Below are 14,059 nucleotides of genomic sequence, written 5' to 3' on the forward strand. Positions count from 1 at the left end.
GCTGCGGTCCAATCGAGCCGGCGGCGGGCGGGATTGGCTCGTACCTTGCTCCCAAGCGATCCCCCGCCCCGCTTGTTCCTCGCTCCGGCGTGTTTCAAGGGGATATTTAAGCCCCGTGCTACTAGCTGCGATACGAATCTTAATTGCTGAGTTTTAAAAACACTTAAAACCTATAAAACAACTTAATTCAAATCTTTTTTTTCTCCGTGAAACTCCGTGTTCTCTGGGGCCTCCGTGTTTCAATATTTGGGTTTAAATCACCCCCCAAACACTTGATCCCTCAGCATTTTTAGCTGATCGCGCAATTGGGCGGCTTTTTCAAATTCTAAGTTTTTCGCCGCATCGATCATTTCTTTTTCGAGACGTTTCAATTCTTTGGCGAGGGATTTTTCGTCAAATTCATTGAGCATTTTTTGCCGCTTCATTTCTAATCTTGTGGCTACGGCTTCTTCCTCGTTATATACGCCATCAATCATATCTTTAATGCGTTTAACTACGCTGCGCGGCGTAATGCCATTGGCCAGATTAAATGCCGTTTGTTTGGCGCGGCGGCGTTCTGTTTCACTAATGGCTTTTTCCATCGACTTGGTAATTCGGTCGGCGTAAAGGATGGCTTTACCATTTAAATTACGCGCGGCGCGGCCTATTGTTTGAATTAAGCTGCGCTCTGATCTTAAAAAGCCTTCTTTATCGGCGTCTAAAATCGCCACCAGCGATACTTCAGGAATATCCAAGCCTTCGCGCAATAAGTTAATCCCGATCAGCACATCAAATACGCCTAGGCGCAAATCGCGCAGGATTTCGACGCGCTCTACGGTATCAATATCAGAATGCAAATAGCGCACTTTTACGCCGTGCTCGCTTAGATAATCAGTTAGCTGCTCGCTCATGCGTTTGGTTAGCGTGGTCACCAGCACCCGTTCGCCAATATCAGTGCGTAAGCGAATCTCCGAGAGCAAATCATCCACTTGCGTGCCGACAGGCCGCACTTCAATAATCGGGTCAACCAAGCCGGTTGGCCGCACCACTTGCTCCACCACTTGGCCCTGATGCTTGGCTTCGTAATCCGATGGCGTGGCGGAGACAAATACCGTTTGCGGCATCAGCTGCTCGAATTCTTCAAACTTCAGCGGCCGGTTGTCCAAGGCGGACGGCATACGAAAACCATAATCGACCAGATTTTCCTTACGTGATCGATCGCCCTTATACATCGCGCCAATTTGCGGAATGGTGACATGGCTTTCGTCGATAATCATGATCGAATTGGGCGGCATATAGTTAATCAGTGTTGGCGGAGCCGAGCCTGCTGGCTTGCCAGAGAAATGCCGCGAGTAGTTTTCAATGCCCTTACAAAAGCCCATTTCGATCAGCATTTCTAAATCAAAACGGGTGCGCTGCTCCAGCCGCTGCGCTTCAACCAGTTTGTGTTCTTTGTAATAAAACGCTAGCCTATCAGTCAGCTCAGCCTTGATGGTTTCGATCGCTTCCAGTACTTTTTCACGTGGGGTGACGTAATGGCTGCTAGGGAAAACCGTAAAGCGGCCCACGCGCTGTTTGATGTGGCCTGTAAGTGGATCGAATAATTGCAGCGTTTCTAATTCATCATCAAATAAATTCACCCGCAGCGCTAATTCGGCCGATTCGGCAGGGAAGATATCGATTACATCGCCGCGCACCCGAAAACAGCCACGGCTAAAATCGGTATCGTTTCTATCGTATTGCATGGCGGTTAGGCGTTTAATCATATCGCGCTGGGCAACGCGCTCGCCTTCTTTCAGATGCAAAATCATTTTATGGTAGGAGCTAGGATCGCCAATCCCGTAAATCGCGCTGACGGTGGCGACAATAATACAATCCGGCCGCTCTAAAATCGCCTTGGTGGCAGAGAGCCGCATCTGCTCGATATGCTCATTAATCGCCGAATCTTTCTCGATAAATAAATCGCGGCTGGGCACATAGGCTTCGGGTTGGTAATAATCATAGTAAGACACAAAATATTCAACGGCATTTTGCGGAAAGAATTCACGCATCTCCGAGTAAAGCTGCGCCGCCAGCGTCTTATTCGGCGCCATCAAAATAGCCGGCCGCCCAGACTGGGCAATCACATTAGCCATCGTATAAGTCTTACCCGAGCCTGTTACCCCAAGCAGGGTTTGATATTGCAAACCATCATCCAGCCCTTCAAGCAACTGAGCAATGGCCGTTGGCTGATCGCCAGCAGGCGCAAATGGCTGAAACAGGCGATAGGGGCTGCCGGGGTAATCGACAAACATGGGCAAGATCCTGTGTTGACGAGGCGAAGTATGCTTATTCTACCCAATAGAACGCTCGTGCGCTTTAATGGTTTAGGGGTGTGGGTTTTAAAGAAGGGGCAATTTATTGTGCAGGGTAGAAGTGCATGTCTGAGTACATTTGTTTGAAAATTGGTAGTTGTGTCAGTAATTGTTCAGTTGTTTTGTTTGAGTTTTTGGTGCTAACGTGGTTTAAAGTCAATTTGGTGTAATATTATTGCTTAAGTTATTTGAGTTTGGTTTGACAATTAAGGAAGTTTCGAGATGTCACCATGGTTTAGCTTCATAATTTCCTGTCTCGCTCTGTCCGTATCAGGCGTGACCGCGTGGCTGACTTTTTTCCGTAAGGGGCGGCTACTAATAACTCAGCCGACAGTCATATTTTTTGGCCCCGATGGTTCTAAATTCGACAGTAAGAGCAATAAGATTTATCTGCGAACCTTGCTCTATAGCACAGCCAAACGTGGGCAGGTATTGGAGAGTCTTCACGTTGCTCTCCATCGCAATGAGTCAAAGCAGAACTTCAACATTTGGGTTTACGGCGAGAAAGGAAATCTAAAAAGAGGTAGTGGCCTATTTGTACCGCAAGAGGGCGTGATTTTTGATCATCATTTTTTACTGCCTGAAGATGGAGCTAATTTTAATTTTAATTCAGGCGTATACAAGCTAACTGTCATTGCTAAGTTGGTCGGGCAGTCAAGCAAGCATGAACTGGCATCCATTGAACTTGCAATAAGTGAGGTGCAAGCTATGGCGTTGGTAAAACCGAGTGCGGGAATATACTTTGATTGGGGGCCTGATCAACAAAGCTATTATTCTCACATAGAAATAAAGCCCGAAGTTGAACCTGACTTTGAGCAAGGCCGTAAGTCGTAATGAATTTGTAGGGCTTAATAAGTCTGGGGCCTTTTCCAGACGCATTACGTCGTATGGAATTTGATGCGGCCATTGATTCTGTTTTCGATCGCTGGTGCAATGCGCTCCGCTTATTGACACCCTACAACACCATCTACTTTATGGTCTTTTCTGGGATGCATTGGGCAGATAAAACATGCCCAAACTACTTGCTAACCACATAGTTTTTTTATTAGCAAACAGCGAAAAATCATAATAACTAAGCTCATTGCATAGGGCTTTTTAAAGTCCCCTTGAAGCACGCCGAAGCGAGGAATAAGCGGATCGGGGTTTCGGAAAAGGGGTAGCGAGGCAGCGAGCGAGCAGCCTTTTTCGCCGAGCCGATTATCCGCAGTGAGGGGCTTTCGTGCTGGTCGGGGCGGCCTTCTTTGGCTTCGTTTCTTGGCCGTTCAAGAAAGGAAGGCCCCCGCGGTGGCTACCGCTCCAAAATCAACGTGCCGTAGGCACTAAAAAGGCCGTAAGTCGTAATGAATTTGTAGGGCGTAATAAGTCTGGGTGTTTTTCCAGATGCATTACGCCGTATGGAATTTGATGGGGCCATTGATTCTGCTTTTGATCGCTGGTGCAATGCGCTCCGCTTATTGACACCCTACAACACCATCTACTTTATGGTCTTTTATGAGAGGCGTTTGACAGATAAAATATGCCCAAGCTACTTGCTAACCATATGGTTTTTTATTAAGACCATTAGTCGTAATGAATTCGTAGGGCGTAATAAGTCTGGGGGTTTTTCCAGACGCATTACGCCGTATGAAATTTGGCGCGGTTATTGATTCTGTTTTAGATCGCTGGTGCAATGCGCCCATCGCTGAGCGATATAAATATCGCACGCGGAGCTTATGACACCCTACAAAACCATGCGACTTACTGCCTTGTGAGTGATTTGCATTGGAGCCGCTGTTTTTCGGAGAAGTGGGTGAAGATCAGAAGGGCATATAAGCATCAATAAGCAGTCTGTTATTAACTATTGCAGCAGTTAAGCGTTAATAAGGATGCGCTTGTTGATGTATAAGGAGCTAAGGCCTTTTTGTATTCATTACCCAATTGACATATACGTCATCCCCGAATGTATTTATCGGGGATCCAGCATAGGTACTGGATTCCCGATGGGAACACTCGGGAATGACGATCTTATTAAGGAGGCATTTTCGGAAGTTATTTCGTGCCATATCCTATTCCTCATTTTGCTTTGCATTCGCTGCCATGCGGCGTATCCATTAAACTGTCGCCATTGTTGAATCACGCACAGAAGCACACCCAATGATAAATGCTCTCCATTACTGCGAACTGAATGCTCAGCACCGTGCTGCGGCGGCCACATATGTACACGATATTGTCAGCGTGGCGATTGGCCACGGTGCGGATGAAGCGGCTTTGATTGTTTATGATGTTGAATGCCCTTTGGCGCAGGTGTTGGCGGATTGCTATCAGTTGGCTTTGCCTAGCGCGCAGGTGATTGAAATCAGCAGCGTTGATAATGATGCGGTGATGGCGGCGTTTCATGCTCAGCCTGCGGGGGCCTTGGTGGTGTTGATTCAGTCGACGCATTTTCGCCTCGATGCCTATCGCTTGCGCGTGCAATTGTTTAATCAAGAGCTAAAAGTGATAGAGCACGTGCATTTGGCGCGCATGGTGGCGGATGAAGCGCCTTTGTATATCGAATCACTGGCTTACGATGCCGACTATTATCGCGGCACGGGCGCGGCCTTGCAGGCGCGGATGAATGTGGCTCCGCATGCGCGTATCAGCAGCGGCGAGGGCCATGAGCTGATCTACGCGGGGCCACTTGAGGGCGCTAAGTTGAATGTGGGCGATTATCGCCAGATGAAGCATATTGGCGGGCAGTTTCCGATTGGCGAGGTGTTTACCGAGGCGCGTGATTTAACGCAGCTGAGCGGCCGTGCCGATATTTTTGTGTTTGGGGATACCAGCTTTCATTGCAATTTTCCTGCCCTGCCGATTACTTTGATTGTTGAGCAAGGCTGCGTGATTGGGGTAGAAAACAGTACGGCGTATTTTGATGAAGTACTGGCCAAAATCCGCGCTGTTGAAGGCGAAGTATGGGTGCGTGAATTGGGCTTGGGCCTCAATCTAGCCTTTAGCCGCGAGCGCACCGTGAGCGATATCGGCACGTTTGAGCGGCAATGTGGCATTCACCTCTCGCTTGGCGCTAAGCACGGCAGCTATAACAAGCCGCAATTTAAACGCAAAGACACGCGTTTTCATATCGATGTATTTGTTGCTGCAACAGGGGTGTATTTAGGCGATGAAAATGTGTATATCGATGGGCAATGGCGGGTGTGATAGGGGATTGTAAGGCTATGGGGTACATTTTAAATGCAAAGGTCAGCATATCAATAACTCCTGACGTAATATGTAATGCGTATACTCAAAGGAGCTTAACCCCTTTTTTTACCCAATATTGATGGGGAGGGGTTGGGCAGGTAAATACGTCCATGCCATTTATTCCATAAACCATGCGAGCCTAGCCATTATGCAAATTGAAGAACGTATTACGACGTCTGCCAAGCCAGAAACGATATTCTCTATTTATGCTGATGTTGAGCGCTGGAACACTTGGGACCCAGATACCAAATCCTCGTTTTTGAAAGGCCCATTTGCGATTGGTAGTAAGGGCCGTATTTGCCCTACTAAGGGTAATGCAGTGCCGATGGAGCTGACTGCGCTGACGCCTAATCGCTCATTTACGGTTCAATGCAAAATCCCATTGTTTAAAATGGTGTTTGATCATGAGTTGTCCCTCAGCGAGGCAGGTACCGAAGTGCTGCACCGTGTGGTTTTCTCTGGGCCTTTAACTTTTATTCTTGGGCGTATCGTTGGGGCGCAAGTTCGTAAGGGGCTGCCTAAAACCTTGCTTTCTTTGAAACGGCTGGCAGAGTCGCAGGTGTGAATGAAGGGGGCACTCTTTAAATATTCATACATTCCAAAGATTAAAAAAAAGCCCCAAGCATCGCTTGGGGCCTAAAAAGCTGCCGTGAAGCAGTAATTTTTGCGTCTGATTACAGTGCGCTGTGGCGCAGTTGTTCCAGAATCGCTGGGTTTTCTAGCGTAGAAATATCCTGAGTGATTTCTTCACCCTTGGCGATATTTCTGAGCAGGCGGCGCATGATTTTGCCGGAGCGGGTTTTAGGCAGATTGTCGCCAAAGCGGATTTCATCGGGCTGAGCAATCTTGCCGATCTCGTGCGCTACCCATTCGCGTAGCTGCTTGGCTATCAGCTTGCCAGCTTCGCCTTCAGGACGATCGCCTTTGAGCACCACAAAGGCCACCACTGATTCGCCCTTGATGTCGTGCGGCCTGCCGACTACGGCGGCTTCTGCGACCAGCGGGTTGGCGGCCAGAGCCGATTCAATTTCCATGGTGCCAAGGCGGTGGCCAGATACGTTTAGCACGTCGTCGATGCGGCCCATAATCCAGATATAGCCGTGCTCATCGTAGTGAGCCGAATCGCCAGCCAGATAAAACTTGCCGTTAAATTCATCTGGGAAATAGGTGCTCTTAAAGCGCGTAGCATCGTTATAAATGGTGCGAACTAAGGATGGGAATGGGCGAGTAATCACCAATGATCCACCCTTGCCCGGCTCTACCGGCGCGCCGGATTCGTCGACAATGGCGGTCATAATGCCTGGTAGAGGCAGGGTGCAAGAGCCCGGTTTGGTCGCCACTGCGCCTGGTAATGGGGCCACCATATTCGAGCCGGTTTCGGTCTGCCACCAAGTATCTACAATCGGGCAACGGCCGCCGCCGATGGTCTCGTGATACCACATCCACGCATCAGGATTAATTGGCTCACCCACCGTGCCCAAGAGACGCAGGCTGGATAAATCGTATTGCTTAGGCAGATCGCCACCTAGTTTAATCAAGGACCTAATCGCAGTAGGCGCGGTGTAAAAGGTGGTGACTTGATGTTTTTCAATCATCGCCCAGAAGCGGCCAGCGTCTGGATAGGTTGGCACGCCTTCAAACACCACTTGTGTTGCACCAATACCCAGCGGGCCGTAAGCAATATAGCTGTGGCCAGTAATCCAGCCCACATCGGCGGTGCACCAGTACACATCGTCTTCTTTGTAATCGAATACCCATTTCATCGATACTTGCGTGCCAAGGAAGTAGCCCGCGCTGGAGTGCTGAATGCCCTTAGGCTTGCCTGTGGAGCCGGAGGTATACAGCACGAAGAGTGGATCTTCGGCGTTCATCCATTCTGGCTCGCAAATATCTGGCAGGCCTTTAACCAGCTGATGCCACCAAACATTATTGCTCTCGCTCCAGTGATCTGGCTTGGTGCCGGTGCGCTGGAATACGATGACTTTTTCGACGGATTCGCAGTTGCCAATGCCCAGCGCTTCGTCGGTCATGGCTTTCAGTGGTGTGGCCTTGCCGCCGCGTACCGATTCATTGGCGGTAATCACAATCTTGGCCGTGGCATCTTGGATGCGATCACGCAGCGCGCCCGCAGAGAAGCCGCCGAATACCACCGAGTGAATTGCGCCGATACGGGCGCAGGCCTGCATGGCGATAATCGCTTCAACGGTGTGCGGCATGTAGATAACAACGCGGTCACCCTTGACCACACCTAGGCTCTTTAAGCCGTTGGCGAATTGGCAAACGCGGTGATACAGCTCGCGGTAAGTTACGCGGGAGACTGAGCCATCGTCTGCTTCAAAAATAATCGCTACTTTATTCGCTTTGCTTTCAAGATGACGGTCTAGGCAGTTGTAAGACACATTCATTTCACCGTCTTCAAACCACTTGAAAAACGGCGCATTCGATTCGTCTAATACCTTGGTAAAAGGCTTGCGCCAGCTGACTAACTCGCGCGCTAAATCGCCCCAAAAGCCTTGATAATCGCTATTGGCTTTCTCGCAAAGGGTGTGATAGCACTCCATGCCGGATACATTTGCCTTGGTACGGAAATCGTCGGAAGGTGGAAACAGGCGGGTTTCCTTAAGTACGGAATCAATGCTGCTCATTTAGGCTTCCTTCTTGCAGAGATAGTCAGAAAAATCGGATTGAAGCCAGAGTATCAGCCGGTCTGACTCAAGGCCAATCGTGTTTTTTGATGGGGAGAATCAGAAAGGCTGATCTGAGGGTTTTTATGTGGATGGTGGCTTTTTGTAGGAGCGGTTCAGCCGCGAAAGCATTGTTAAAAGCGATTCGAGCGCAAACCACTCCTACGGTATTAGACCTTGAGCTAATAAATACTTGTATTTGCTACCCTAGCAGCCTGTCGGACTTAGCATCAGTCAGCTGAAAAATCACCTGATCGGCCTATATTTCACCAGATTTTTGATCAATAACTCGTTATTGGCGCTGCAAATCCGGCAAAATCTGGTCTCGACCATGCGATTTTTCGCTTCGACCGTCTAAGTCCGAAAGGCTGCTAGCCGCTCTGCAATCAAGCTATAGCTGAGTGGCAAGCGGGCCTCGTGCTGCTCTAATGCGGCGTAGGTTACTGATATTTCATTGGGATATTCTGCAAAGTGGCGTAATTGCAAACCCTGCTGCAAGCAGCCGCCAATAATGTCAGAGAGGGTATGTGGAAACCAATAAGAAGGCGCACTGCCTGTGCCTTCGGTATCAATATACTCTGGCAGCATTTCATCCATAAAAGGCTCTGTACGGAAATAAGAGCTATCCATTCTATGTGGAGGAATAGGATTCAACATATCCAAAATAGGATGCTGCTCATAAATAAATAACTGCCCATTGGGCTTAAGCCAAGAATGGATCAAAGCGAATAAACGTGGCAGATCGGGCATCCAGCCTAATACCCCAACCGTGATATAAACCAGATCAAAAGAGCGCTGGAACTGATTTTCAAGATCAAAAATATTGCTGCAAATAAACTCGATATCCAGCTCCGCATGCTGGGCCAGCACTCTGGCTTGTTCAATAAACGAGTCAGAAATATCCACACCCACGCAGCGGCCAGCACCAGCGCGTTTTACGCTGCATAATTCCTGGCCACTATTGCAGCCTATTTGTAGTACGTCTTTGCCATTGAGTGGAAACTGAGTAAATAGCTCTTTTTCTACCGCATCAAAGCTTGAGAACGCTGGGTTTTTTATGGCGCTAAGCAGCTCGCTAAAACCATCTTTCTGATTGATTTCGGCAGTCAAATTCCACATCTTCCGGTTTATATCTGTGTAGTTGATTTCAGCTTCCATTTTTTTCTCATTGAAATGATTGAGTGATTTTTGAGCTTTTTATCGAATGTAAATTCTGCATTATCCGCACCTTTTGTTATTGCATGGGCCGCAATAAAGGGTATGCCAATATAAATGGAGCGCTAAAATTTGTACTTTTATTTTTTCCATAAATAAATAAAATCTTTGCCATTATCATTCAGCGATTTATTTTGCTCAATCAGAAGATAGCGGGTTTTACCTTCGGCAATTAGCTTAAAGGCTTGCAAGCGGGTGCTATAGCCAAGGATTGCCAAACCTGTTTGCATCGGCAGATAAATACATATCGCATGACATCCGGGTGTTGTTGAAGCTGGCTAAAAAAAACTCTGTCTGCTTCGGTAAGAGGTCTAAGGATTAATCTTGCTGTTTCTAAATAGATGCTCATCTTATGGCCTGTTGTTTTTTAATTCATGGATGAGTAATGAATAATTCATCAGTGATATATATTTACCCTCTTTGATTTCGCATTCCCGGCTGATGCCCTCTAAAGTAAAATTAAAGGCTTGTAAAAGCTGCTGCGATTTTAAATTTTCTATTTCTACTTCGGTACTGATGCGGTGCAGTTTTAATTCATTAAAGGAGTAACTGAGTAAACCCTGTAATGCTTCCTGCATAATGCCTTTACCCCAGTGCTGGGGTAGTAGCCAGTAGCCTAATTCGGCATTTTTGTTTTTCTGGCAGATATTATTCAGCCCTAAAGCGCCCAGCGGTGTACCTGCCGATTCAATCGCCAGCCAATAGCCTGTGCCTTGCTCGGTAATGGATTGATACCAGCTCATTTGCGCTTCACAAGCGCTTTCTGTTTGGTACGAAATGCCATAGTGCTTGATAACATCGGGGTGAGATAGCCCTGAAAAAACAAAGGCTAAATCATCGGGCCTGAATGCTCTTAAGCTGAGTGTATTTAGTTTTATATTCATCATTATTCCAAAGCAGTTGCATATTAGGCGCAGGCTGCATGAATGGCATAGCGTATATGCAGCTCGGTGGTATCAAAGATCGGGATCTCCACATTCTGCTGCTGAATCAGCATGGTAATTTCTGTGCAGCCCAGTATGACGCCTTCCGCACCTTGCTCAATTAATTGATTAATGATGGCAATATATTCTTGCTTGGATGATTCTTTCACAAGACCATGGCAAAGCTCCTGATAAATAATATCGTGCACTCTGTTACGGCCAGCTTCTTCTGGGGTAATCACTTCCAGCTGGTGCAGCCTGCTTAACCTGCCACGGTAAAAGTCTTGCTCCATGGTGAATTTTGTCCCCAATAGGGCAATTTTTTTAAGGCCTGCTGTTTTAATTGCTGCGGCGGTGGCGTCCGCAATATGCAGAAATGGAATCTGGATTTTAGCTTCAATTTCAGCAGCTAATTTATGCATGGTATTGGTGCATAAAATAATGAGATCTGCACCGGCTAATTGCAAAGAATAAGCCGCTTTAGCCATGATTTCGCCAGCTTTATCCCATTGCCCTGTACTTTGCAGTGCTGCGATTTCTGCAAAATCTACACTGAGCAGAATTACTTTGGCAGAGTGCAGCCCGCCCAATTTTTCTTTAATGAGCTGATTTGCTCTTTGGTAATAAATCTGGCTGGATTCCCAGCTCATGCCGCCTATCATGCCTATGGTTTTCATTATTTTCCCCTAAGCTAACAAAGCCAACTCACCATGCAATAAAAAGAATGCCGTGATCGCCATCAGGCTGGCCATAATGCCGTTAAATAGTTTTAATATTTTGGGGATCAGCAAATGCTGGCGTAAAGCATCACCTAGCCATGCCCAGATACAGATGCAGGGTAAATTAATCACCGCACATAAAACGGCTAAGCCCGCTGCGGCGAGCATGCTATTTTGCTCAGCAGGCAAAAACAGAATCACGGTGTTGATCACCATCACCCATGCTTTGGGGTTTATCCATTGGAATAGCGCTGCGGCTAAAAAGCTCATGGGTTTGGCGGCTTCTTTGCCTTCAGGCGATGCGGCTTTCCATATTTTCCACGATAGCCATAATAAATAAGCGCAGCCAAATACGCCTAAAATTGGGCGTACTGTATTAATACTGGCCATCACCCAAGCCAAGAGCACGCCAACGATAAACACCTGAATGCCGTGGCCAATGCTAATGCCTAATAAATGCGGAATGCTGCGGCGAAAGCCAAAATTACCGCCAGAAGCCGCCAGCATCAGGTTATTGGGGCCGGGGGTGACGGACATCAGCGAGACATAGCTCAGTAAGGCGGGGTTAAACATAGACTTGGCTCGGTGTAGGTAAAAGACAATTCATCATAAAAGTATCGTCATAAAGGTTACAGTGGCATTACTTGCTTATTTTTATGGGTACAATTTAGACATTGCGGCCTTACTCGGTACTTATGATGCAAATGGATACGCTTTATCAGCAGCTGGCAGATGATTTTGCGCTGGCGATCAGCCACGGTTCTTTGCCGCCTGGCTCCAGATTGCCATCGGTACGTAAAACGGCACAAAGCCGCAGGCTGTCTTTGAATACGGTACTCACTGCCTATCGAATGTTGGAAGACCGCGGCCTTGTGGTGGTTAGGCCGCAATCCGGTTATTACGTACGCAGCCATCTGCCTATGCTGCCAGCAGGCAAAGTAGGTGCAGCGCCTGGTCAGGCTCAAGGCCCCGCCGGTGAGGTGCTTGATTTAATCGGTGCCGCTTTATTGGCTCAGCAAACGCCGGGTTATATCAATCTGGCTTTAGCCTGCCCCAAGGGGGGCGATTTTTACCCCAGCAATAAGCTGGCGCGGATTATGGGGCAGGTGCTTAGGCAAAATCCTGGCATGGTCAGCAGCTATGCTTTGCCGCCTGGCTCAGAGCGATTACGCACCCAAATTGCTCGCCGCAGTGTAGAGCTGGGGATGTCTTTGCAGGCTGAAAACATCGTGCTCACCCATGGCTGTATGGAGGCTTTGCAATTATCTTTACGTGCCATCTGTGTGCGTGGAGACGCTGTAGGGATTGAATCGCCTACCTACTTTAATTTGTTGCCATTGTTTAGCAGCCTAGGTTTAAAGGCGGTTGAAATACCGACTGATCCACAAACGGGCATGTCACTCGATGCGCTGGAGCAATTACTGATTGATGGCCAGTTGCAGGCCATCGTGGCCATGCCCAATGTGCACAATCCCCTAGGCTGCAGCATGCCGCTGGAAAACAAACGGCGGCTGGCTGGCCTATTAAAGCGTTATCAAATCCCCTTGATTGAAGACGCGCTCTACGCCGAATTGCAATTTGGTGATGCTTTTGCACCTGTCGTAAAAGCGTTTGACGATGAGGGCTGGGTGTTAATTTGCGCCAGTTATACCAAGACGCTGGCCCCTGATTTTAGAATTGGCTGGGTAGAAGGTGGGCGTTTTACCGAGCAGATTCGTAAACTTAAATTTTCTTATTCAGTTGCCGAGTCTATGGTGTTGAGCGAAACGCTGGGCCTGTTTTTAGAATCAGGCGGTTACGATCATCATTTACGCCAGCTCAAACGCCGCTACGCCATTCAGGTGGATAAAGTACGCGCGCTGATTGCCGAGCATTTTCCACAGGGCACCAGCGCCACCCAGCCAGCTGGCGGTTTTTTATTTTGGGTGGAGTTGCCCGCCAGCTGCGATAGCGTTGAGTTATTTCATCGCGCCATTGCCGAGAAAATCAGCATCTCGCCCGGCCCGCTGTATTCCCCCAGCGGCCGCCATACCTCGGCACTGCGTTTATCCTGCTGCCAGCCTTTGGATGAAAGCTATATCCAAGCTTTAGTGCGGCTGGGCGAAATGGCGCAAGAGATTATGGATGAAGCGGTTGGCATTTAATTCGCAGGATGCCGCCTTGCTACGTTCTTTTGTCGGTATGGTGCGTAGCGGCAGCATCAATCGGGCGGCTATTTTGCAAGGCAAAACACAGCCTGCGCTCAGCCAGCAAATTCAGCGCTTAGAGCAGCAATTAGGCCAATCTTTATTGCTGCGCTCGCCTAGAGGCATACGTTTAAGCCCCGCTGGTGAGGCCCTCTTGCCCTATGCCGAGCGTATTTTAAGTTTAACGGATCAGCTTAGCCTCAAGCCTGTATTGCCAAGCGAGCAGCAACGCAGTATTGGTTTGGTAGAAGCTTTTGTCAGCGGCCACCCCCGTTTGCGGCTGCGGGTGGATGTGGCCGATAAACAAACACTGTTTGCTGCTTTTGAGCGCAAAGAGCTGGATGTGTTGGTGAGTATGCCGCTTGCCGTAGCCGTAACGCCTGATCAGGCGCTAAGCCTGCCCCTGAACTGGTTTCTCAGCTAAATAGCCAAAGCCGCCACTGAGCGCATCGTAATCAAAGAGCTTAGTGCGTTTCACCATTTGGATATTAGCCAAATCGGCTGCCGCGCCAAATTGCAGATCCCTCTTATCGCTCAGCGTTTTGCCACTTAGATCTGTGGCGCTGCTGATATCGATCGGATAAATACTGCGATGCATCAGGCCATCTTTTTGAATGCCTTGTTCGATCAGTGGGAAGCGCGTGTCAGAGATTGCCAGCAGGTCGCCAATTTTCAGCTCTTTGCTTTTGGCATAGTTGGCGTCAATCGGGTAGGTAAACATACGGGTGGCTTTGGTGGCTGGGTCGTATTCGAGAAAAACGCCATGCGTTGTTGCATGGC

General features: G+C 48.3%; 12 protein-coding genes and 1 pseudogene. 5 read left to right on the forward strand and 8 right to left on the reverse strand.

Annotated features, from left to right (window positions below; all coding sequences use genetic code 11):
• Window positions 1-257: 257 nt before the first annotated feature.
• Window positions 258-2,273 (reverse strand): excinuclease ABC subunit UvrB, encoded by a 2,016-nt coding sequence (gene uvrB / locus C1H71_RS11450; RefSeq protein WP_130106661.1) that lies wholly within the window; start codon window positions 2,271-2,273, stop codon window positions 258-260.
• 282 nt (window positions 2,274-2,555) lie between these two features.
• Here uvrB and C1H71_RS11455 point away from each other — a divergent pair, with 282 nt between their 5' ends.
• The 3 genes from C1H71_RS11455 (at window position 2,556) to C1H71_RS11465 (ending at window position 6,117) form a co-directional block, all read left to right on the forward strand.
• On the forward strand, window positions 2,556-3,167 hold the full coding sequence (locus tag C1H71_RS11455; RefSeq protein WP_130106662.1) for a hypothetical protein: 612 nt from the start codon (window positions 2,556-2,558) through the stop codon (window positions 3,165-3,167).
• Between the two features lie 1,299 nt (window positions 3,168-4,466).
• Complete coding sequence (locus C1H71_RS11460) at window positions 4,467-5,510, forward strand: hypothetical protein (protein ID WP_130106663.1); 1,044 nt, start codon at window positions 4,467-4,469, stop codon at window positions 5,508-5,510.
• Window positions 5,511-5,700: 190 nt separating this feature from the next.
• Window positions 5,701-6,117, forward strand: a complete 417-nt coding sequence (locus C1H71_RS11465; RefSeq protein ID WP_130106664.1) for an SRPBCC family protein — start codon at window positions 5,701-5,703, stop codon at window positions 6,115-6,117.
• 109 nt (window positions 6,118-6,226) lie between these two features.
• Here C1H71_RS11465 and acs read toward each other — a convergent pair whose 3' ends face one another.
• From acs to C1H71_RS11490, 6 genes are all read right to left on the reverse strand, one after another.
• Window positions 6,227-8,197, reverse strand: a complete 1,971-nt coding sequence (acs, locus tag C1H71_RS11470) for an acetate--CoA ligase (protein WP_130106665.1) — start codon at window positions 8,195-8,197, stop codon at window positions 6,227-6,229.
• Window positions 8,198-8,590: 393 nt separating this feature from the next.
• Window positions 8,591-9,394: a class I SAM-dependent methyltransferase gene (locus C1H71_RS11475; RefSeq protein WP_130106666.1), complete on the reverse strand. Its 804-nt coding sequence runs from the start codon at window positions 9,392-9,394 to the stop codon at window positions 8,591-8,593.
• A gap of 137 nt (window positions 9,395-9,531) precedes the next feature.
• A complete protein-coding gene (locus C1H71_RS20670) occupies window positions 9,532-9,669 on the reverse strand; it encodes a hypothetical protein (protein WP_188053218.1) in 138 nt (45 codons plus the stop codon).
• 132 nt (window positions 9,670-9,801) lie between these two features.
• Window positions 9,802-10,335, reverse strand: coding sequence for a GNAT family N-acetyltransferase (locus tag C1H71_RS11480; RefSeq protein ID WP_223145854.1), 534 nt, complete (start codon window positions 10,333-10,335; stop codon window positions 9,802-9,804).
• A gap of 23 nt (window positions 10,336-10,358) precedes the next feature.
• Window positions 10,359-11,051, reverse strand: coding sequence for an aspartate/glutamate racemase family protein (locus C1H71_RS11485; RefSeq protein ID WP_130106668.1), 693 nt, complete (start codon window positions 11,049-11,051; stop codon window positions 10,359-10,361).
• Window positions 11,052-11,060: 9 nt separating this feature from the next.
• Window positions 11,061-11,666: a LysE family translocator gene (locus C1H71_RS11490; protein WP_130106669.1), complete on the reverse strand. Its 606-nt coding sequence runs from the start codon at window positions 11,664-11,666 to the stop codon at window positions 11,061-11,063.
• A 131-nt stretch (window positions 11,667-11,797) separates the two neighbouring features.
• Between C1H71_RS11490 and C1H71_RS11495 the strand changes: the two genes are divergently transcribed.
• Both C1H71_RS11495 and C1H71_RS11500 read left to right on the forward strand, forming a co-directional pair.
• A complete protein-coding gene (locus tag C1H71_RS11495) occupies window positions 11,798-13,237 on the forward strand; it encodes an aminotransferase-like domain-containing protein (RefSeq protein WP_262488278.1) in 1,440 nt (479 codons plus the stop codon).
• Window positions 13,218-13,703, forward strand: coding sequence for a LysR family transcriptional regulator (locus C1H71_RS11500; protein ID WP_130106670.1), 486 nt, complete (start codon window positions 13,218-13,220; stop codon window positions 13,701-13,703). The genes C1H71_RS11495 and C1H71_RS11500 overlap by 20 nt, the downstream gene beginning before the upstream one ends.
• Here C1H71_RS11500 and C1H71_RS11505 read toward each other — a convergent pair.
• A pseudogene (locus C1H71_RS11505) lies at window positions 13,671-14,024 on the reverse strand (esterase-like activity of phytase family protein); the annotation flags it as partial. The gene C1H71_RS11500 and the pseudogene C1H71_RS11505 overlap by 33 nt on opposite strands.
• Between the last annotated feature and the right edge of the window lie 35 nt (window positions 14,025-14,059).

The sequence above is a fragment of the Iodobacter fluviatilis genome (assembly GCF_004194535.1).
GTDB lineage: Bacteria > Pseudomonadota > Gammaproteobacteria > Burkholderiales > Chitinibacteraceae > Iodobacter > Iodobacter fluviatilis_A.

Excerpts from the sequence above, each read along its gene's own strand:
- uvrB (WP_130106661.1), bottom strand. The coding sequence starts at position 2,273 with ATGTTTGTCGATTACCCCGGCAGCCCCTATCGCCTGTTTCAGCCATTT.
- C1H71_RS11455 (WP_130106662.1), top strand. The coding sequence starts at position 2,556 with ATGTCACCATGGTTTAGCTTCATAATTTCCTGTCTCGCTCTGTCCGTA.
- C1H71_RS11460 (WP_130106663.1), top strand. The coding sequence starts at position 4,467 with ATGATAAATGCTCTCCATTACTGCGAACTGAATGCTCAGCACCGTGCT.
- C1H71_RS11465 (WP_130106664.1), top strand. The coding sequence starts at position 5,701 with ATGCAAATTGAAGAACGTATTACGACGTCTGCCAAGCCAGAAACGATA.
- acs (WP_130106665.1), bottom strand. The coding sequence starts at position 8,197 with ATGAGCAGCATTGATTCCGTACTTAAGGAAACCCGCCTGTTTCCACCT.
- C1H71_RS11475 (WP_130106666.1), bottom strand. The coding sequence starts at position 9,394 with ATGGAAGCTGAAATCAACTACACAGATATAAACCGGAAGATGTGGAAT.
- C1H71_RS11480 (WP_223145854.1), bottom strand. The coding sequence starts at position 10,335 with ATGAATATAAAACTAAATACACTCAGCTTAAGAGCATTCAGGCCCGAT.
- C1H71_RS11485 (WP_130106668.1), bottom strand. The coding sequence starts at position 11,051 with ATGAAAACCATAGGCATGATAGGCGGCATGAGCTGGGAATCCAGCCAG.
- C1H71_RS11490 (WP_130106669.1), bottom strand. The coding sequence starts at position 11,666 with ATGTTTAACCCCGCCTTACTGAGCTATGTCTCGCTGATGTCCGTCACC.
- C1H71_RS11495 (WP_262488278.1), top strand. The coding sequence starts at position 11,798 with ATGGATACGCTTTATCAGCAGCTGGCAGATGATTTTGCGCTGGCGATC.
- C1H71_RS11500 (WP_130106670.1), top strand. The coding sequence starts at position 13,218 with ATGAAGCGGTTGGCATTTAATTCGCAGGATGCCGCCTTGCTACGTTCT.